We start from the raw sequence: 20,724 nt of genomic DNA on the forward strand, positions 1-20,724 counted from the left end.
ACTACAGTTGCAACCATCATCTTCAACAGGATTTTTGTTTTTCATACCTTTAGAGAAGTTAAAGCCCGAAGCCCTTTTACTACATTAAAAATTCCTTTAGAAACCTAAAAAAATATTTTATAGCTATAATTTTAAAGTTTTTGAAAGCACACGAATCATCTCATTTTTCAACCAAACATTTCAAGCCATTTTTAAAAGGGCTGAAATTTGAGCATTGAAACAATTTGAATGAAAATTGACACACTCCTATAGAAATACATCAAATGATAAAAGGCTACTTTAGCAAAGGAAATGAGATTTTAAACAAAAACAGCATGAAATTTAAACAGGTAGCTTTATTTATTTTAACAATACTTTCATTAAAAACAGTAAGCGCCCAAGGTGCTAAAACCTTTAAGACATCTTATTACGAGGGAGAAAACTTTACCAGTAAATCATCTGATTGTACAGTTGGCACATCAAATTTTCCATATGTTGGGTCTGGTTATCTTGATATGGGAGGAAAAGGCTCTTATGCCGAATGGAATAATATATATAGTGCAACAGCAGGAGATTATACATTATTAATTAAATATGCGAATGCAGGTGGAACGAATCGCCCTTGCAAATTAACCGTAAATGGTAAGGCATTAAAAGACTTAGAGTTTCCATCACGTTTTGATGACTGGAACTATTACTGGATTGACAGAGTTACTGTGCATCTTAATGCAGGGAATAATATTATACGACTTGTAGCCAACACCTCAAATGGTGGTCCTAATATAGACAATATAGCTCTTTCAAGCGATGATGGGCTTTGCAGTCCAACAGGAACTAAATATAATGTAAAAAATTATGGAGCAAAAGGTGACGGAAAAACAAACGATACAAAAGCCATACAGGCAGCTATAGACGCTTGTTCTAATGGCGGTTCTGTAATTGTGTCAAACGGAACATATATGTCCGGTCAAATAAGGTTAAAATCAAATATGACCTTATGGATTGACCGTACCGCAATACTGAAAGGCATACAGGATAATTCGCTATACCCAGCCATAGCGCGGCATGCGGATAATGCTAATGTATGGTTACCCGACGTTCTTGGCGGCGGCGGTTGGGAACTCAAGGAAGCCTTTGTATATGCAGAGGGAGTAAACAACCTAACAATTGCAGGTGGTGGTATAATTGATGGTAATGGAGATTGTACTATATGGGATCATACCAAAGATGAAATACTGCGACCAATGGCATTATATGTTGCTTACTCCAACAATGTAAGGGTTGCGAATATAGACATTAAGAACAGTGCCATGTGGGACTTTGTTATTTTAGAATGTGATGACGTAATAGTAGACGGAATCAACATTAACACGTCTGCATACGGCGTTAATAAAGATGGTATTGATATTTGTGATTCTCATGAAGTAAGCATTACCAATAGTACTATTTTATGCCAGGACGATGCGATTTGTCCTAAAAGCGGTTCGGCAAAAGGTGTAAATAATATGACTATTAAAAATGTTACTATAAATGGTACCACAGGCAATAAAATAAAATTCGGCACTTTAACTTATGGCGCTTTTACGAACTGTTTACTTCAGGATATAGCCATTAATGGATCTGGGAGAGGTGGTTTATGCGCCATTTCACTACAAGGACTGGATGGTGCCGACTTTTCGAATATTACCTTCGATAAGATAAATTTGAAGACCTCAGCAAACGCTTTTTTCTTACTACATGCAGCCGGAAAACGGGGTCATAGGCCTGCGGGAGCTTCGGCAAAAACCGGCAGCATAAGCGATATAACATTTTCTAATTTAGATTTCAGAAATATTAGTGACAATATAGGCAGTTGTATCAGCGGTATTAATTTGGACGGAACTGTTTATAAAGTGAAGGATGTTACCTTTAATAATGTAAAGGTTGACTCGTTTAAAGGTGGTGCAACTTCTATCCCCAAACGCCCGGTGAATATAAAGGAAACTATCCCGAATACAGTGTTTTTGGCATGCTTCCGGCATGGGGATATTACATTAGATATGCAACGGATATTAATTTTACAAATTGCAGCCAGACAGTAGCACCGGCAGATAAAAGGCAGGCGATAGTTAGAGAAGAATAATTTTTCAAAATTGGAAATTATGATGAGAGAGATATCCACCCAAAGCTCTTATATTTTTGGCGTCTACTTTTTGATATGAACTCCAAGAAATCTACCTGCACCATTGTAGACTGCTTTTAATATCAGGGCCAATCAATACGCTTTGGAAACACCATGTCTCTAAGACCAAAAAATTCCTGCTGACAAGGATTAACTTTACATTGAGGATGGTAAAAAAAAATTAATGATCACATCCTACCCAAATCCTTATGCCTGATCCATTGGCACAATTTCCTGGGCATATCTTTTTTTAAGTTCAGTAATGAAAAACGTCGGTGAAATACCCGCATATTTACTAAAAGCAGTAGTAAAATGCTGCGTGGTACTAAAACCGGCTTCCTCTGCCAACGCTTTATTCGTGTAATTTCTGTATTTCCCTTCTGTCTTTACTAACTCAATAATATAATCTATCTTGAGGTCATTAATATAATATACGAACTTTTTACCGCGGTATGCAGCTATTACCTTCGAAAGATACTTTGGATTCGTTCCAATAGAATCCGCCAGCTTGCCAACGGTAAGATCGCTTTGCAAATATTTATGCTGTGATTCAAATTTTACCAAACCATTTAGGATGTACTCCACAACTTCAGGCTTTATGATAAGTGTTGCCAGTTCTTCTTTCAAAGGTAATGGCTCTTGCTCCTCGGCACCGCTGGGAGCCTGATCAAATAACGCCTCAAAACGGATTTTATAGTGGTGACGGATTTTAAAATAACGATAGGCCAGGTACAGCAGGCTCGTAAAAAGCACTGCTACAATAAAAATAAAAAAATACTCATGAGTTTTTCTTTCGGAAAGTTGCCCCTCCAGGGAGTCCTTGGCTTTTAACAATAGTGCCGTGTCATAATCCCGGTATATCTTTTTTGATAGGTCAATATAGTCGCTGTGTAAGAGGCTGTCCGCTTTCAAAAGCTGGTTAACATAGTAAAGCTCTCCACGGATATTGTTTTGCGCCCTGCTATTTTTAATGAGCAATTCATAACCCTCACGCAAGTCCGGACGTAAATACCCCTTACTTTTAAAAAGCTGGTCGACTTTGCGGAAATAATTCATCGCGGTATCTTCCTTGCCTAACGCCAGGTAATTTTTTCCAAGATAGAAATAAGCAACCGATTCATTAGCAAAGTCATGTTCATTACAGATTGCAGCTAACGTATTTTTAATTTTCACAATGGCTTTGGAATAGTCCCTTAGAAAATAAAGGTTGATACCCTGTGAAAGCTTGAACAAGGCATCCATATCCGGTACCTCCAGGCGGGCACTTTCCTGTAACGCATATTCATTAGTAGCACTGCAAAGAACATAATCGCCCATCCTGTTATAGCACAGCCCTAAAGAATGCAGACAGCTTAAATAAGCTAAGGTATTTTCATCCTTAAAGTATGCAATACATTCCTTATAAAGATTAATGGCATCGCTATAATAACCAAGATAATACTTAATACTTGCTATATTATACTTCACTTTATTCTTTAAATAAGCATCGTTACTTTTTGCCAGGTATTTGTTAGCTATCAAATAATGGTCAAGGGCTTTGCTATGCCGCTTTTGCGAAAAGTAGACAATACCTTTGGTTAGGTAGGCCGACCCTAACAGATTATTGTCTTTAGAGCGCTCTGCCACGCCAATCATACTGTCAGCATACGTGAGCCTTAGATTATTCGGAGAAGCATGCAGGTAGTTTTTATATCCATTTAAGATCTCGCCATAATTTCTTTCCTTTTTAGCCTTTTGTAAATACGCATCCAAAAATGGAATAGCGCGCGCATCTTTACCAAATTCTTCAATCTTTTCATCAAGTTTGCTATAAGGCTGTAATAGTAGTGCATCATTTACAGCCGGCATCCGCTGCGACCTGGCTGTAACAACAGCCAGTAAGATAAACAGTAAGAGATATTTTTTCAAAAGATTTTGTATTACAGGTATGGTTAATTACATGCTAAAGTATCTATTTTTCCGATATTAACATCAATGATTTTCACCAATTAATAATAATATGACACAACAAAAAAAGCACCCATAAACAATTAACTATCAACAAACTGAACAAACAAAAAGTAGTGTAAAATTCCGGAATTACGCATACCGAATTCGGGAATTACACACCAATGCATTTGCTGTATAAGTTTTGTGCTTATAGATTTGTGTATGAATTCAGGCAGCAGTCAGAACTGTTGTTCATCAACCCGGGCGAAATGAAACTGAACCAATCCTTTCAGTAATTAAAACATTTTGCAACATGATTAAAAATACTTTGGGGCTGGCAGTTCTGGCCCTATGCATGTTTTCATGCAGCCCTGACACAACCGAGATAAGTAATGAAACGCAAACTAAGGGTATTTCGAAACTGCTAAAAACAGAAATTAACCCCGAAAACCCTGCCAATCCGTACGACAGTACAGGCAAAGTCTACTACCAGTTATTATTAGAGATGAACTATGGTTCGGCATGGTCTAACATCCACGACGTAGTATCTGCTGTAGAATCGCACGCACTATTAAATGATGAATTTAAAATCCTGGCAGGCAAAAGTTACTTCGCTATATCACAGGGTCAGGAAGAATTTATAGCAGGAGTCGATAGCAACGTTGTACTGGGTAATCCTCAGCTCTCGGTTGTTGCCAGGGAACATTTGAGATTCCTGTTTTCAAAATTTTCAGCACCAGATTATACGCAGCAAGAATTTGATCTCTTTTGCAATTCCCTCAAAGGTTTCGAGCATAACGTATTGCTGGATGTAAAGTTAAACAGTTACGATAAAAAAGTTGTCTTAACCACGGCAACCATAGCGCGCTATGCCGCCGCCCGCGATAAAGGAAAAGGTAAGGATAAGGACTGGCGGCTGTCAACAAACAATATTGTAGCGGCAGCAGTGGGTGCCATGGAAAGCGAAGCCAAGGCGGTTACTATGGCAATGGCTGAAGGTATCTATAATGCAGGAGGAATTTGATATGGTAACCTGGATATACCAAAGGGAACTATTGATCAAATTTGCATTTGGGAGCATAGTGCTTATTCTCGACATTCTGGGCATCTACTGTATCGTAGGCCTCAACGCATATGATGTAGCCGTTAAATACCTGGCCAACGGGATGGAACACCTCGAAACACTGCAACTATCGTTAGGAATATTATTCCTGGTAATGATGGCGAACTTAGCATTTGTAAGTACCTATCTGATGAAGCTCTATTTTAAATCATGATCCGGCACCTAACCAATCTAAAAAACCAAACCGTCCAAACTGACGGGTTCGGCGCAGCGAAATATACAATTAAAAGTATTGAGGATGGCGTGTTCAGCCAGGAAGTATTTTCAATTATGCTGGTCGTTGCAGGTCAGTTGAGGTTAAAAGTTCACGGGGCGGAGTATCATCTCTCGACAGGGCATTTACTATACCTACCTGCAGGTTCTCACGGGCAAATATTCCGGTCCGTGTCATGCCTGGTTATTTATAACTATTCCTTTACAGAGCAATATTGTCGGGAGAACATATTTGATACGGAAAAGGCCTTGCTATTTGAACATCAGATTCGTGACTATGCAAAATTGCTGCAACTCAACACAAGGACTTACGCACGCTTTGAAGCGCTATACAGCCTGCTTTGTGAAACGCGATCTTATACAGACAACACTTTTAAAGACGATAATAAAAAACTCTACTTTAACCTGGTTATTTGTGAATTTACGGGGGTTTTTATGGAAGGAAACCAATATAATGCCAGGGAAGTCTCTAAAAACAAAAGAATGTTAGGCAGGTTCTTACACCTGGTAAAGGAAAATGTCAGGCGGCAGCACAGTGTGCAATTTTATGCTGAGGCGCTCTTTGTTTCTCCAGGGCACCTCACTAAAATTGTAAAGCAGGCAGGAAGTAAAACCGTAAAGCAATTTATAGAAGAAGCCCTTGTTGCAGAGGCAAAGAAACTGCTAAATACGCAAGACTTGTCCTTATTGTTTATAACCGAAGAACTTCGATTTAGTACTGTCTCGGTATTTTGTAAGTTTTTTAAAAAACATACGAAGATAACACCAACGGCATTTCGTAATTCAAGGGCTCATTTATCACATCAATAGATTAACAATTAATATAGACTTTTGTTTTACAATGAATTATGACGGTTTTTGCACATTTTTGGCAGGAATTTGATAACGGTCGTACCTTTTAAAAAAGGTAAGTTTGATACATCCTGAGCAATACATCAGATTGGCTTATATGGCTATTGGATAAAAGGTTCAGGTAAAGTACCAATCATTTAATTTCAATCAATATCTATTTATGAAAAATTTTACTTTATTAAAAAAGAGTATGCCGGGCAGGATTGCCTTTGCCATACTCATGTTAACAGGAGCCCTTACATGGGCGCAAACGGTAACCGTGCCTTCGGGCTGCACCGTGGTAGTGGCAGGTACAGGTGGTACATTAGGTGCAAGCGGCACAGTGGGTGATGGCGGTGTAGTTATCATGGCTGACCCAGGCGGGGGCGGTATTTTCACTTTTAATCCACCTTCAGGCGTAACTTCGGCTAACTGGTTTCTGAATGGTGACCTTTCAAATTCTACGGCTTCACCATTTTACAATGCGCCTACGCAACCAAGTGCAGGGCTGACAGCCAATATTATAACTTATAATAAAAACTTTCGTTCAGCTTCTTCAGAAGGCCTAAACCCTAGCTGGGCTCGCAGTAAAGGTCAGGTTAGAGTAAGCTATAGCGTTCCTGGCTGCGGCTCTTCAATAGCTTTTGAAATTTATAAAACCTTTGGTAATATTCCGGCAATAGTAGGCCCAACCTGCCTTGAGCCCAATAAGACCTATACCTATTCAATAGATCAAGTAGCCAGTGATAATGCTAATGATAACATTGGATTTGACAAATACTATTGGAGTGGATTACCTGTTGGAGCTATTAATTCATATTTTTCAGCTGATAATAGTTCTATTACATTTACTACACCGGCATCCTTTCCACCTTTTACACTAAAATGTTGCGTAGGTAGATATAATACCAGTTCAAATGTTGATGGAGGAAATGGGCCTATACCTAGTGGAAGTGTTACCTATACAACGTGTACAACAGCCCCGGTTTATTTAGGGCCAACCGCACCGGCCTATACTACTGCACCACCAACTTGCCATCCCACAGGTGCCTCATTATTCACTATCGTATATCCTAATCCTACTTCAGGCATCTATACCTGGACCGCTCCAAATACCGGTTGGGTAATTAGCAGCAGCAGCACCGCTACAACTACTACAATAACCGTAGCTACTCCAAATAACAACCCCGGCGGGCTTGTACTTACCATTACCGGAACGCCGTGTAATAGTACAGTTACTATTCCGTACCAGGTAAATCGCAGTTTAACAGGATCAATAATTATACCTGGAACAACATCACCCGGAAGCATTTGTATGTTAGCCGGAAGCTCTAACAATCAATTTAACCTGGGCGCTGCCTCGGCAAACTCCACAGTTTGGACACTTAGCTCTACGCCAGCAGGTGCAACAGGCGTATCCCTTAGTAGTGTTGCAGGGCAACCTAGCAGTACGGTTGCTGTAAACATTGCATCAAATGCGACAATTAATGCTACCTATACATTAACAGCTACCGCCAGTACTTCTCCGGCATGTAATGCCACCAGTGCAACGTATACTTTTAATGTGAGGCCATTAACCCCCACAATTACCGGAACAGCCTGTGTGGTTAAAGGCGCTTTGACACCTCGAACCTATACTTGTACTGCAAGCAATGGTGCAAGCTACAACTGGGTATTCCCAAGCGGTTGGACAGCAGGCAGCTTTACAACTACTACAAACTCTATTACTGTAACCCCGGCTAGTGCTACAGCAGTATTAAATGGTAATGCAACCGTTACGGCAACAGGTTTAAGTGGGTGCAACAGTGCTACTTCTGCTCCTTTCGCAATAAACTATTCGCCGGTTGCCCCTATTTTAGGTGCTACCACGTGTATGAATGTTGGCGCAACGACAGCTTCTGTGGCAATCTCAAACGCTCAAACTTTCGGTAATTATACCGTTACAAGTTCTCCTGTAGGAATAACTTCATCAGGGGTAATTACATCAGGAAGCTTAGCGTTGACTATCCCTCCAACATTGGCAGCCGGTACTTACAGCATTACTGTATTTCATAATGCAGTTGGTGCTTGTGGCAGCGCATCTACTGTACTTTCAAATATAACCGTAGGAGCAAGCGGTGCTGCATGGGCAACTGGTTTTCCTAGTTATGACCCAACTGTAGGGGGAAGTGACGTATATAGAGTAAATGCACAACCAGCGGGAACTACCTATCAATGGTATAGTGGTCCATCAGTTTATACCAGCATCGCTACACTTACACTGATCCCTTCTCCCGGGTCAAATCCTTATGCTTCATTTAGCCCTAGTGGTAATCAAATGACACTTTATGGTGATACGGCATTAACAAATCCTCAAGTGTATTGTGTAGTAATTCCACCAAGTGGCTGCAGAACTATAATTAGCGCACCTAAAGGAGCACACGGTACATCATCAAGACTTGCAAATCCTAATGCGAAAAATCTAAGTAAAGGAGAAGGCGTAATTATATATCCTAATCCTAATGATGGAAACTTCTATATTCAAGTAGACAATGTTAAAGAAAAGGCTAATGCCAGATTAACAGACATGACAGGTAAAGTGTTAGCTACTTACATACTGAATAAAGGCGAAAATAAAATTGAAAATAAAAATCTTGCTGCCGGAACTTATAATATTATTTTACAAATTGACGGTAAAACAGAAAACCGGCAATTGATTGTGAAGTAAAATATTTGAATAAAATTAAATGGGAAGTTTTGGCCTTACTGGTCAAAACTTCCTTATTTTTATTTATTAAATTACCCAAACCACCAAACCAATGAAAAAATTATTTTTCTTCTTTTTTTTAGCATGGATTACCGCCAATGCCCAAAAGGAACTTTGGGGCGTTTCGGAATATACTAATTTTTCAGATGTACAGGGAAATATTATAAAATTTGACATGAACGGTGAGAATGCAATCACAATGCACCATTTTAATTACCCTACCGGCAAATTACCGCGAAGCAAGCTGTTTTTAGCCAGCAATGGCAAACTCTACGGCACAGCTGCTTTTGGTGGCATTGGAAGTACAACCAGTACTAATGAACAAGATGGGTATGGTATACTTTATGAATATGATTTAACATTTGATACCTATAAAGTCGTTCATTATTTCAATTTACCACCTACGCCAAATGGAAATAGTGCTACTAATCCTTTTACCAGTGTAATTGAGCCTGTTGTGGGTAAATTATATGGTGGTGCAGCTAATCGTTTTTATGTATATGACATTGCTACTCAAACGGTCTCTTTTCTTAGTCATAATTATTCATTTGAAGCCATGGGGCCAATTAACGATTTGATAAAAGCGTCTGACGGCTTCTTATATGCTGTTTCCAATCAGGCTTTTCCCTGCACAAGCCCGGCTCCCAACCAATCTAATCAAGGTTCCATATTAAAAGTAAATACCAGCAACAATACGGTTCAAAAAGTTGCTTATTTTAACTGTGATGGCTCAACGGGAATTGGAGGTAAAAGTATGACAGAAGCCTTACCTAATAAAATATTTTTCTTAAGTAGCGGAGGTTACATATTTTTTCCTGATGAAGGGTATGCATTACCTGCCGGTACAATAATTGAGTTTGACATGCTTACCAATACGCTTACTCCTAAGATAACATTCGATTTTTTCAGTTCTTTAGGCTATGAACCATCGGGATTCGCCCTTTTTAATGGATATTTATATGGCGTTTGTGCCGGAGGTGGCGATACTTATAAGAATGGTTACACATCAGGCATTTTTAACAAAACAGGGACTGTTTTTAAGTATAATCCCAATGATAATACAATTGTGAAGTTAGCAGATTTAGATCTTAACAGATTTGGTCCATCGAATATAATGGCATCAAGTGATGGCCATTTAGCCGGAAATCTTAGTAATTCTGGTGTATTTAAGTATAATGTGGATGATAACAGCTTACAATTTTCTGATCTTAATACCTACAGTGATCCGGGGAATCAGTTTTACACCCGAAACCTGATCGAAATTTGCCGCAAGCCTTCCTACAACTATGTCGAAAATGATAGCTATACAATATGCGAAGGAGAATCGTTTACTTTTGACATCCATAACACTAATGCTACAGGATATATCTGGAAAAGAGATGATCAAGTACTGGCCCCCCAAACAACAGCCATACTCAGCCTAAGCGGCCTTGCAATCGGGGATAGCGGCGATTATACCTGCGAGATGCTGAATGAATGTGGGACAACTGTTTCTATGCCCATCCATCTAACGGTAGAAGCCTGCATGGGGCTGGATGAGGAAATAGGCTATAAAAATGCCATATCTCTTTATCCCAATCCGGCACAAAGTTCCATCAATATCAAGTTACCCCAAAGTATTAAAGCATTAATTACCGGTATCAGCATTGTCAATATGCTGGGGCAGGAAGTATACCTAAGCAATCAACAAACGGCCGGAATCGATATAACTTCCTTAAGTGTGGGTATATACATTGTAAAAATCAAGACCCAAAAAGGAAGCTGGGAAGGGAAGTTTATCAAGCAGTAACAGCACCTCCCTCCTTCCCCTACCCGCGTGTATTCCCTTTATCAGTAAAGATAACGTTGAATTGAGATTGCGGCAATCCGGCCAAATAGTGTACCTTTGGCAATCATTTTAAATTTAAGCACCATGAACGAACTAAACGAAAAGATCAGCGCAGGTATCGAAGCATTCCAGAAAGAATCAGAAGCCTTCGCTCAAGGCAACAAAGCGGCAGGCGCTCGTGCCCGTAAAGCTACCCTGGAACTGGAGAAATTATTTAAGGAGTATCGTAAATCATCTATCGAGGAAGGAAAGAAATAATCCTTTTGAAAGCCCTTTGATTCGATCACTTCCATAGCTTCCAATACTCCAATAAAAGTTAATTAATGCTGTATTTGCTTATCCAATGACGCTTTATGATATGATAGAGTCCACCTCAAAACCCTCTTGAACACGAGGTACAAATGAGGTACAAAAACCGGCAAAAAATCATAACAAAGCTAAAGTTACAGGAAACAAAAACCCAGTTAAAACGCTATTTTATAACATTTTAACTAGGTTTCTTTGTTTTGTCTTGTGATATTTTGCGTCCTCTATTTACCGATACAGAAATTAGCAAAAATATTACCTAACAATTCATCATTAGTAACCTGACCGGTAATTTCACCAAAATAATATAGTGCCTGGCGGATATCAATCGCAATTAGGTCGGCAGGAACACCCGAGGTTAAACCAAAAGTCACTTTCTGTATTTCTTCAAGAGCTTTTATCAATGCATCATAATGGCGGCTGTTAGTTACAATCGTTTCATTATTATGGAGTGCCCCGGTATTTACAAAAGAAAGTAATTTGTCTTTTAAGCGTTCTACACCTGCATTTTCTTTGGCAGATATAAGCATTACATCCTCAATATCAGTCAGTATATTTTCACTTTGTTCAGCAGTAAGCTTATCGGCTTTGTTTGCTATAATAATTAACGGCTTAAGCGGAAACTGATTTTTTATCTTCCCTATCTCATTTTTGAGACGGGCTATTTCGCCATCTGTTGCTGAAAGCTGGTAACTATCTACCAGATAAACCACTACCTGCGCCTGGTTTATCTTTTCAAAAGTTTTCTTTATGCCAATGCTCTCTACAACATCTTCTGTCTCTCTAATACCCGCAGTATCAATAAACCTAAAACCTATTCCGCTTATAACAAGCTCATCTTCAATAGTATCTCTTGTAGTACCGGCAATGTCGCTTACAATAGCACGTTCTTCATTTAATAACGCATTTAGAAGCGTACTTTTACCCACATTAGGCTCGCCTACAATCGCAACCGGAATACCATTTTTAATAACGTTACCCACAGCAAATGAATCGATAAGACGCTTTAGCACAAACTCAATTCGGTTTAGCAATTCAAAAAACTGGGTACGATCTGCAAACTCTACATCTTCTTCAGCAAAATCAAGTTCAAGTTCTATTAGCGAAGCAAAATTAAGCAGCTCTTCTCTTAACCGTGCAATCTCATTACTAAAGCCCCCGCGCATCTGCTGCATAGCCACCTGATGACTTGCCTCGTTATCGCTGGCTATTAAATCGGCCACAGCCTCTGCCTGGCTAAGGTCTAACTTACCATTAATAAATGCACGCAGCGTAAACTCGCCAGCCTGGGCCATTTTAGCACCCTTACGAAGCAATAGCTGAATAATTTGCTGCTGTATGTAAGCCGACCCATGACAGGAAATCTCTACCACATTTTCACCAGTATAAGAATTTGGCCCTTTAAATATTGATAGCAATACCTGGTCATATACTTTTCCTTCATCTTCTACATACCCAAGGTGTAGTGTATGCGATTTTTGCTTTGTAATGTCTTTGCCCGATGCACTGCGAAAAACATTTGCTGCAAGGCTTAAAGCATTAGCACCGCTTAGGCGTATAACAGCTATAGCACCAGAGCCCGGAGCAGTAGCAAGTGCCACAATTGTATCCTGAAAAACCATAATTAAAGTCTGTAATATTACCGCAAAGATACGTTTTTTAAGCATGCCTTAATGCTCTCTTCTTTAGCTGTACAAAGGTTATCTAACTGTTAATATGTGTATAAATAGTAAGAAAATGCCGAGAAAAATGCTATCTTTATAAAAGTAAAACCAATGCAATTTAACCATGAAACGCATACTTTTTCCAACAGATTTTAGCGAGGCCGCAAAAAGTGCTTTTGTGTATGCCCTGAATTTTGCAGATGCTCTAGACGCAGAAATTATCATTCTTCACGTTTATGACCTGCCAATAGTAGATATGCCTCCAATGCCCGAAACTACACAAGAAGTTTTTGATATTGTAGAGATGCACCAGTTTGAAAGCTTTAGGGAAGAATTACCTGAATTGCATAAAATTGCAGAGCATCATAATCTTGGCCATATAAAAATGAGGAACGTATTATTGTATGGGGACCTGGTGTATAACATTAACAAAGTATGCGAAGATGAACAGGCTGAAATGATTGTAATGGGAACAAAAGGTGCTACTGGCCTTAAAGAAACTTTTTTAGGAAGTACTACAGCGAGCGTTATTGCAAATACCAAAGTACCGGTACTGGGTATACCTGCCGATGCCAAATATGCGCCGGTAAAAAGTATAGCTTTTACAACACAATATAGAGACAGGGATAATGATGCCATGCTAAGGACAATAGAAATCAGCAAAATATTTAATGCAAAACTTTTATGTCTTTACATTAAAAACGACGACGATCCGGAAGATATTGAGGAAAGAATAAATGAGTGGAAAATATATTACCGTGATGAAAATATTGATTTCTTCAATATAAGCGGAGACCATATAGAACAGACCATACTGGATTTTATAGATAATCAAAAAGCCAATTTACTGGTAATGCGCACGCACAAACGTGGATTTTTTGAAAGTCTTTTCCACCGAAGCCTTACCAAGAAAATGGCTTATCATACAAATGTACCGTTATTAATATATCACGAATAATAAAATGTAGCCCGCACCTTAAATGCGGGGCTACATTTTAATAAAAATAATTTGGTAGTAAAAAAATGACATTTATCGGGTATTATTTTATTTAGAATTAATAAAAATAATTTGTTTAAGACACTATCCTTTTTTAAATTTGCGCAATTCTATTTAGAATTATTCTAACTACTGGGAAATGCACATTTTAAAATATAAACCGATACTGTTTTTTTCATTCCTTACATGTTCATTATATGCACAGGAAACTCCAAAAACAAGTATTGATACTACAAAACTTAGCGAAGTTGTAATTACCGGCCAGTTTGAGCCGCAATCTCTTAAAAAATCTGTTTTTAATGTAAGAGTAATTAAGCGTGAAGATATTGAACGCAGAGCCGCTAATAATCTTGCAGACGTACTAAATCAATACCTTAACATTACTGTACGCCCCAGTGGCACAGACGGACGATCTACAGTATCGATGTTTGGGCTTGACGGACAGTATTTTAAAATATTAATGGATAATGTACCCATTGTAAGCGATTCAGGACTGGGTAATAATATAGACCTTACACAAATAAACCTTGATGATGTAGAGCGTATAGAAATTATAGAAGGCTCTATGGGCGTTACACATGGCGCAAACGCAGTTACCGGTATTCTTAATATTATAACCAAAAAAGGCAGTAAAAAGAGGTATGAGGTTTCTGCAACAGTACAGGAAGAAACTGTGGGTAATGAGTATGCTATTTTTAATAAGGGCAGGCACATACAGGCCTTTAAGGCTTCTTATAATATTAACAACAACTTATATGTATCTGTAGGAGCTAACAGGAACGATTTTGCAGGTTTTTTTGATAACAAGAGAGGAAAAAATTATAGTGTTAACGATAGCCTTAGAGGGTATAGCTGGCTGCCTAAGCAACAAATAATTACTAATGCTTTAGTTAGTTATACAAAAGGTACATTCAGGGCATTTTATAAGTTTGATTATTTTAATGAGAATGTAGATTATTACAATTCTATTGTAATACCTATTGACAATTATCCTTTTGAACCTACTTATTACAGCAGGGACATTAGGTATAAAACAAACCGTAATTTTCATCTCCTTAACGCATCCGGTCATCTGTTTTCGCAACTGGCCTATACGGTATCTGCATCGTACCAAAAGCAGAAACGCGACCAGGAACGTTTTAATTACTACATTCTTTCTTCGCAGGAAAAAGAAAACAACACCATTACCTACCTTTCCAGAGAAGTATTATACTCTACAGGAAGCGTAAGTAATTTTTTTAAAGACAAGCGCTACGACCTGCAACTGGGTTATGAAGCAGTAACCGAAAAAGGCTTTGCATCTCCGGCTTCAGGAACTTTCAGGGATGAAGAACAAGTGGGTGGTGTAAACAGAACACTGGGCAATTATGACTTTTATGCTTCTGCAGAAATAAAGTGTACTGACCGTTTTTCACTTCGCCCGGGCTATCGCCATTCTTTTCAGTCTGTATTTGAAGACCAAAATGCAATGTCGCTTGGTGCACGTTACCTTTTTGGAAAAGGACTGGAAGCAAGGGCATCTGTAGGGAAATCATACCGTACGCCAAATTTTGACGAATTGTACAGTTACTTTGTAGACTCAAACCACAATGTACAGGGTAATGAAAACCTTACTCCTGAAAGCAGCCTTTCTTATGAAGGGAGTATTAAAAAAGAAACCTTTTTTAGTTCAGGCCTTAAGTTAAACAATAACCTTATTGCCAGCTACATTGAAGTAGATGACAGAATAAGCCTTATACTAACCAGTGTTACTCCATCATTTGCCTACCGCTATATGAATGTAGACAAATATAAAATTGTAAACGTTGCAACTTCGCATCAGTTGGCATATAAAAATTTTGAAGCAGCTGCCGGACTATCTTTAGTAGGTGTTTCTCAGTTATTAGATGCAGGTGCACTAGATTCTATTTCTAACAGCGATTTTCTTTATGTATTAAATGGTAATGCCAGCGTGGGTTATAACGTTCCTAAATGGAATACTTTATTCTCGCTATATTACAAATACACCGGCCGCGAGCAGCTTTATCAGCAAAATACAGATGTAAGTAATAATATTACCTATAGCAAAGCAATAATAGACGGTTACAGCATGCTAGACGCTTCAGTTAAAACATCGTTTCTTGAAAAAAAACTGGACCTTACCTTTGGCGCCCGAAACCTGTTGAATATGAAAAACATCAATTCTACAGCAGGCGGCAGCGTGGGTGGTGTACACGGCGGTGGTAGCGGTAATATGCTATTAGCTTATGGTACTTCATTTTTTGCAAAACTTACATATAATATAAATTTCAATTAATACAATCAAATATCCATGAAAAAGTTTTTCCTTTTTTTACTTGGCTTTGTGTTACTTGCTTTTACAGCATGTAACAATGACGATGATAGTAATAACACACCCATAAGTGTTTCGTTCGCAAATCCATCACAAAACATTCCTGAAGGCGCAACTACGGTTCAGATACTTTTTTCTAATGCAGCTTCGGGTGCAGGTAGTGTTACGCTAAGCCTTAATCCTAATGCTGTTTCATACGGAACAGACTTTACCACACTACCGGCTTCTTCTAACAATGTAATAGTTGTACCGTTTGAAGCAGGTGCAAAATTTGCCAGCTTTACCTTCAATAAGATAATAGAAGGTGTTCAGGGTGAACCACAAAGAGTAATTTTTACGATTACTGATGTTTCTTTAAATGCAACGATTGCAGGAAACAAAACAACACAGCTTAACTTTAGCGAAACGGCATCTCTTGGTACTGCACTTGCTGCACTTACAGGTGGTGCTACACAGCCTAACCAGGTATATGTAGACCTTAGCAGCGGTGGCCTTGCTACTGTGCCACGTGTATCCTGGGATCTTGGTTTTTATGGCGGAGACGAATTCCGTATCGTTCTTAACAGCTCACTTAAAATGGCTGCAAAAGCACTTAATACTACAGATATTGACTTAGTTGCTTCAGAAGACAGCAGCCTGAATATTGGACAGGGCCAGGGTAACCTTGCCTATATAGATAATCCGGTAGGTAATATTGATGGTACTGCTATAGCAGCTGTATCTGATAATGATGCAAACAACAAAGTATATCTTGTAAATTTAGGTAATGGCCCGGCTGCTACACAACCCGCTGTAGGATCTGAAGGGTCTGCCGGTGGTGCACACAGAGGCTGGAAAAAAATAAGGATACTAAAAAGTGGCAGCGACTACAAACTGCAGTATGCCGATATTAATGCTACCACACACCAGGAAGTTACTATTACAAAAAACAACGCATACAACTTTACCTTCTTTAGTTTTACAACAAACAATACTGTAAATGTAGAGCCGCAAAAAGTAAGCTGGGATATTAACTTTACCACATTTACTAATGTAGTTGGCCCTACTACTCCATACTATTTTGCAGATTTTATTGTAACCAATACTAAAGGTGGCGCACACTCTTACCAGGTTCTAAATTCAGCAACTGTAAACTACGATAACTTTACATTAGCTAATGTAAACGAAAGCCTGTTGACAGAAGACCAGCGTAACATTGGCTCTAACTGGAGAACTACAACAGCAAACCCGGATGCAGAAGTGCCTACATCTGCATTCTCATTATTTACAAACCGTTTTTATGTGATAAAAGATCCTGCAGGAAACGTATATAAACTAAAATTAACAGGTGCTACAAGCGAATCTGGCGAAAGGGGTTACCCTAAATTCCAGTATGCACTACTGCAATAAGACTTTATGTAACTTAGTAAGTTAGTTTTTTTTCTCGATCCCGGCCGGTTATGTGTGTACCTGCCGGGATCTTTTTATATTTTAAGATTGTAATATTTATGGACAAGTTTATTAAAATTCTTTTCACACAAAAAATTTCAGACCTGGAGTTTGAGACAGAGTCAATATGGTGCCAACACCTACACGACAATAAATTTTTGATTGATACCATTTGTAGCTAAAAACATTGCATTTGGAGACATTATTTTAGCTGAATTTGATAAAGATGATAACCAATATCATTTTGAAGATTTCAATACTAACTCTGGAAATACAACTGTACGAATATTTGTGTATGATGATAATATAATTGAAGAGACAAGAAAATGGTTACACATAAAATCATGTGAATCTGAAGTACTATTAGTCCGGAATATAATTGCTGTAAATATTCCTAAGAATATTTTGTATGGCCCTATAAAGCTTTTTCTTGATCAGGGAGAAAGAGAAAATAAGTGGACATATGAAGAATCTTGCCTGGAACATAGCTACTAATCTCAGAAAATATTATAAAACAAAAGCACCTCTTTCGGGGTGCTTTGTTTTATTTAATCAAGGCTAAGTGTTATCTGCCCATCATCCTCTAATGTTATTGGGGCATCATCGCTTAGGTCAAGCTCCCCTCTTACTTCAATTTCTTCAGGTTCCGGTTCCGGCTCATCATAAGGTAAGGGTTCTAACAGGCTTATTTGTTTTATTTTATCAGCTGTTAACTGGTTACCAAGAGCTTTAATACCTTTTACAGCTATAAACTGCTCCAGGTCTACTGTTTGTGTTTCTTTTTGTACACCTTTTATTTTGGGAAATACAACCTCTGCAACCGGCCTGTAATCAGTACTCACAATTTCGAGTACCGACTTTTCGTGTTCGGTTATAAAAGTTTCTTCCTTATTTTCATTTTCTACTAAAAAGCGTTTTACATAGTAACGCTCTTTTTCGCCATCATAATAAATGGCCGAAATAGGCTTTTTAGGATTCCATTTCTCCAGCACTATCATGCCCTCATCAAAGTGCGTAGTGAGTTCAGGAATAATAGTTTTTAGCTTTCCGTTTTGGTTTACAATAAGCAGCCTGTCATTCGGGCGGAATTCACCCAACAGCTCTCCCCTTGCATCTACATTAAGCCTGTGCACGGTATCATCAAACCATATCCTGCGTGGCTTAAGGGTAGAAATACCTTTTTCTTTAAGCTCAATTTTCTTGATAGGATATTTAGAAACCGTATTACCACGCGATGCCCTGCCTTTAATGGCAATAGCGGCAAAATCAAGGTCGTATTTAAGTTTCTTAACGCTGCCAACCTGGCGCAGCAGTATTGTAACTACTTCTGCCTCACCATTAGGGTTATCAGAAAAATAAAGCACCATAGAATCTTTTGTACCCGCAGAAAGGTCGTACGGCTTATCTCGCGTAACACCTGACACGTTAAAGCGTTTTACATAGCTCGATCCGTTTTTACCATCGCGGTAAATCATGTTATAAATAGTACGCTTGTCATTCCTGTCAAATACTGCTACATGTATAATGTCTTTACCTACAAAGGTTTTTACATCTACCTTGGTAATAATCATGCTGCCATCGCGAAGAAATACAATAACATCATCAATATCAGAACACTCTGCAACATACTCATCCTTTTTAAGGCCGGTACCTACAAAGCCTTCCTCACGGTTTACATAAAGTTTGGTATTACGCAATACCACTTTTGTAGCCTCAATATTATCAAAGCTGCGTAACTCTGTTTTACGCTCACGACCTTTACCATAACGGTCTTTAAGGCTTTGGAAATAATTTACGGTAAAATCAATAATATTAGCAAGGTGGTGCTTAATCTGCTCTATCTCTCCCTCCAGCGCTTCTATCTTTTCCTGCGCTTTATCAATATCAAATTTAGAAATACGCTTAATGCGGATTTCGGTAAGACGCACTATGTCATCTTCTGTAACAGCTCTTCTCAGGTGGGTAACAAAAGGTTTAAGCCCCTCGTCTATCGCACGGATAACGCCCTCCCAGGTTTCCTCCTCTTCAATGGCGCGGTAAATCCTGTTTTCAATAAATATACGTTCCAGCGACTGAAAGTGCCAGCTCTCTTCAAGCTCGTTAAGCTGTATTTCAAGTTCACGTTTAAGTAAATCTACCGTACGATGGGTAGAGATACGCAGCATTTCGCTTACGCCTACAAAATAAGGTTTATGGTCTTCGATAACACAGCCAAGTGGCGCTACAGATGTTTCGCAGGCCGTAAAGGCAAACAGCGCATCTATAGTTTTATCTGGCGATACGCCCGGCGGAAGATGGATGAGTATCTCTACATCGGCTGCCGTATTATCTTCAATTTTCTTAACTTTTATCTTACCCTTTTCGTTGGCTTTAAGAATGCTGTCTATTAAACTACCGGTATTAGTACTAAACGGTATCTGTGTAATAACCAGCGTACTTTTGTCTAACTGAGATATCTTAGCACGCACACGCACACGGCCACCGCGCATACCGTCGTTATAATTAGATACATCTGCAATACCGGCCGTAGGAAAATCAGGATATATGGTAAACGGCTTATTTTTTAAGATTTTTATTGAAGCATCTATAAGCTCGTTAAAGTTATGCGGAAGCACCTTGGTACTTAAGCCCACAGCAATACCTTCTGCCCCCTGTGCTAACAGCAACGGGAATTTTACCGGAAGGTTAACCGGTTCGTTACGCCTGCCATCATAACTTGACTGCCATGGCGTAATTTTAGGGTTATATAATACCTCCAGGGCAAACTTACTAAGGCGCGCCTCTATATAACGCGATGCCGCAGCACCATCGCCGGTAAGTATGTTACCCCAGTTACCCTGTGTGTCTATAAGTAAATCTTTTTGGCCTATCTGTACCATGGCATCGCCTATACTCGCGTCGCCGTGTGGGTGGTACTGCATGGTATGCCCTACCACGTTAGCCACCTTGTTATAACGGCCGTCATCAAGCTCTTTAAGCGAGTGCATAATACGGCGCTGCACGGGCTTAAATCCGTCTTCAATAGCGGGTACAGCACGTTCCAGGATTACATAAGAAGCGTAATCCAGAAACCAGTCCTTATACATGCCGGTTACCTTAGTAATGGTATCCTGGTTATCAGGGTCTTCTTTTCTGTCGTAAAAATGTCCGCCGTCTAAAGGCTCTAAATTTTCTTCTTCACTCATTT

At 39.0% G+C, this 20,724-nt stretch carries 14 protein-coding genes; 11 read left to right on the forward strand and 3 right to left on the reverse strand.

Annotated features, from left to right (window positions below; all coding sequences use genetic code 11):
• Window positions 1–314: 314 nt before the first annotated feature.
• On the forward strand, window positions 315–2,060 hold the full coding sequence (locus DYH63_RS10155) for a glycosyl hydrolase family 28 protein (RefSeq protein ID WP_162926986.1): 1,746 nt from the start codon (window positions 315–317) through the stop codon (window positions 2,058–2,060).
• A 287-nt stretch (window positions 2,061–2,347) separates the two neighbouring features.
• Here DYH63_RS10155 and DYH63_RS10160 read toward each other — a convergent pair whose 3' ends face one another.
• The gene (locus DYH63_RS10160) at window positions 2,348–4,048 is read right to left on the reverse strand and encodes a helix-turn-helix domain-containing protein (protein WP_162926987.1); all 1,701 of its coding nucleotides are present in this window, start codon (window positions 4,046–4,048) and stop codon (window positions 2,348–2,350) included.
• Window positions 4,049–4,382: 334 nt separating this feature from the next.
• On the opposite strand from DYH63_RS10160, the gene DYH63_RS10165 reads away from it, so the two are divergent.
• The 6 genes from DYH63_RS10165 (at window position 4,383) to DYH63_RS10190 (ending at window position 11,068) form a co-directional block, all read left to right on the forward strand.
• Window positions 4,383–5,093 (forward strand): hypothetical protein, encoded by a 711-nt coding sequence (locus DYH63_RS10165; protein ID WP_116788696.1) that lies wholly within the window; start codon window positions 4,383–4,385, stop codon window positions 5,091–5,093.
• The gene (locus DYH63_RS10170) at window positions 5,077–5,346 is read left to right on the forward strand and encodes a hypothetical protein (RefSeq protein WP_162926988.1); all 270 of its coding nucleotides are present in this window, start codon (window positions 5,077–5,079) and stop codon (window positions 5,344–5,346) included. The genes DYH63_RS10165 and DYH63_RS10170 overlap by 17 nt, the downstream gene beginning before the upstream one ends.
• Window positions 5,343–6,215, forward strand: a complete 873-nt coding sequence (locus DYH63_RS10175) for an AraC family transcriptional regulator (protein WP_116788698.1) — start codon at window positions 5,343–5,345, stop codon at window positions 6,213–6,215. Before DYH63_RS10170 ends, DYH63_RS10175 begins: the two co-directional genes overlap by 4 nt.
• A gap of 202 nt (window positions 6,216–6,417) precedes the next feature.
• A complete protein-coding gene (locus tag DYH63_RS10180) occupies window positions 6,418–8,943 on the forward strand; it encodes a T9SS type A sorting domain-containing protein (protein WP_116788699.1) in 2,526 nt (841 codons plus the stop codon).
• A 91-nt stretch (window positions 8,944–9,034) separates the two neighbouring features.
• Entirely contained in the window at window positions 9,035–10,771 is a 1,737-nt protein-coding gene (locus DYH63_RS10185) for a T9SS type A sorting domain-containing protein (RefSeq protein ID WP_116788700.1), read from the forward strand.
• 123 nt (window positions 10,772–10,894) lie between these two features.
• Window positions 10,895–11,068 carry a BF3379 family histone-like protein gene (locus tag DYH63_RS10190; protein ID WP_116788701.1) on the forward strand — a complete coding sequence of 58 codons (174 nt, stop codon included), beginning with the start codon at window positions 10,895–10,897 and terminating at the stop codon, window positions 11,066–11,068.
• A 272-nt stretch (window positions 11,069–11,340) separates the two neighbouring features.
• Here DYH63_RS10190 and mnmE read toward each other — a convergent pair whose 3' ends face one another.
• Window positions 11,341–12,738 carry a tRNA uridine-5-carboxymethylaminomethyl(34) synthesis GTPase MnmE gene (mnmE, locus tag DYH63_RS10195; RefSeq protein WP_116790801.1) on the reverse strand — a complete coding sequence of 466 codons (1,398 nt, stop codon included), beginning with the start codon at window positions 12,736–12,738 and terminating at the stop codon, window positions 11,341–11,343.
• A 166-nt stretch (window positions 12,739–12,904) separates the two neighbouring features.
• Here mnmE and DYH63_RS10200 point away from each other — a divergent pair, with 166 nt between their 5' ends.
• From DYH63_RS10200 to DYH63_RS10215, 4 genes are all read left to right on the forward strand, one after another.
• Window positions 12,905–13,738 carry a universal stress protein gene (locus DYH63_RS10200; protein WP_116788702.1) on the forward strand — a complete coding sequence of 278 codons (834 nt, stop codon included), beginning with the start codon at window positions 12,905–12,907 and terminating at the stop codon, window positions 13,736–13,738.
• A gap of 178 nt (window positions 13,739–13,916) precedes the next feature.
• A complete protein-coding gene (locus tag DYH63_RS10205; protein ID WP_116788703.1) occupies window positions 13,917–16,073 on the forward strand; it encodes a TonB-dependent receptor plug domain-containing protein in 2,157 nt (718 codons plus the stop codon).
• Between the two features lie 15 nt (window positions 16,074–16,088).
• Window positions 16,089–17,498: an HmuY family protein gene (locus DYH63_RS10210; protein WP_116788704.1), complete on the forward strand. Its 1,410-nt coding sequence runs from the start codon at window positions 16,089–16,091 to the stop codon at window positions 17,496–17,498.
• A gap of 201 nt (window positions 17,499–17,699) precedes the next feature.
• Entirely contained in the window at window positions 17,700–18,032 is a 333-nt protein-coding gene (locus DYH63_RS10215; protein WP_116788705.1) for a DUF4265 domain-containing protein, read from the forward strand.
• Window positions 18,033–18,085: 53 nt separating this feature from the next.
• Here DYH63_RS10215 and DYH63_RS10220 read toward each other — a convergent pair whose 3' ends face one another.
• Entirely contained in the window at window positions 18,086–20,722 is a 2,637-nt protein-coding gene (locus tag DYH63_RS10220) for a DNA gyrase/topoisomerase IV subunit A (RefSeq protein ID WP_116788706.1), read from the reverse strand.
• Window positions 20,723–20,724: the final 2 nt, after the last annotated feature.

The organism is Flavobacterium psychrotrophum, assembly GCF_003403075.1.
Lineage (GTDB): Bacteria > Bacteroidota > Bacteroidia > Flavobacteriales > Flavobacteriaceae > Flavobacterium > Flavobacterium psychrotrophum.

Coding starts and splice junctions, on each gene's coding strand:
- DYH63_RS10200 (WP_116788702.1), top strand. CDS start 12,905: ATGAAACGCATACTTTTTCCAACAGATTTTAGCGAGGCCGCAAAAAGT.
- DYH63_RS10210 (WP_116788704.1), top strand. CDS start 16,089: ATGAAAAAGTTTTTCCTTTTTTTACTTGGCTTTGTGTTACTTGCTTTT.
- DYH63_RS10220 (WP_116788706.1), bottom strand. CDS start 20,722: ATGAGTGAAGAAGAAAATTTAGAGCCTTTAGACGGCGGACATTTTTAC.
- DYH63_RS10175 (WP_116788698.1), top strand. CDS start 5,343: ATGATCCGGCACCTAACCAATCTAAAAAACCAAACCGTCCAAACTGAC.
- DYH63_RS10185 (WP_116788700.1), top strand. CDS start 9,035: ATGAAAAAATTATTTTTCTTCTTTTTTTTAGCATGGATTACCGCCAAT.
- DYH63_RS10190 (WP_116788701.1), top strand. CDS start 10,895: ATGAACGAACTAAACGAAAAGATCAGCGCAGGTATCGAAGCATTCCAG.
- mnmE (WP_116790801.1), bottom strand. CDS start 12,738: ATGGTTTTTCAGGATACAATTGTGGCACTTGCTACTGCTCCGGGCTCT.
- DYH63_RS10165 (WP_116788696.1), top strand. CDS start 4,383: ATGATTAAAAATACTTTGGGGCTGGCAGTTCTGGCCCTATGCATGTTT.
- DYH63_RS10170 (WP_162926988.1), top strand. CDS start 5,077: ATGCAGGAGGAATTTGATATGGTAACCTGGATATACCAAAGGGAACTA.
- DYH63_RS10180 (WP_116788699.1), top strand. CDS start 6,418: ATGAAAAATTTTACTTTATTAAAAAAGAGTATGCCGGGCAGGATTGCC.
- DYH63_RS10205 (WP_116788703.1), top strand. CDS start 13,917: ATGCACATTTTAAAATATAAACCGATACTGTTTTTTTCATTCCTTACA.
- DYH63_RS10155 (WP_162926986.1), top strand. CDS start 315: ATGAAATTTAAACAGGTAGCTTTATTTATTTTAACAATACTTTCATTA.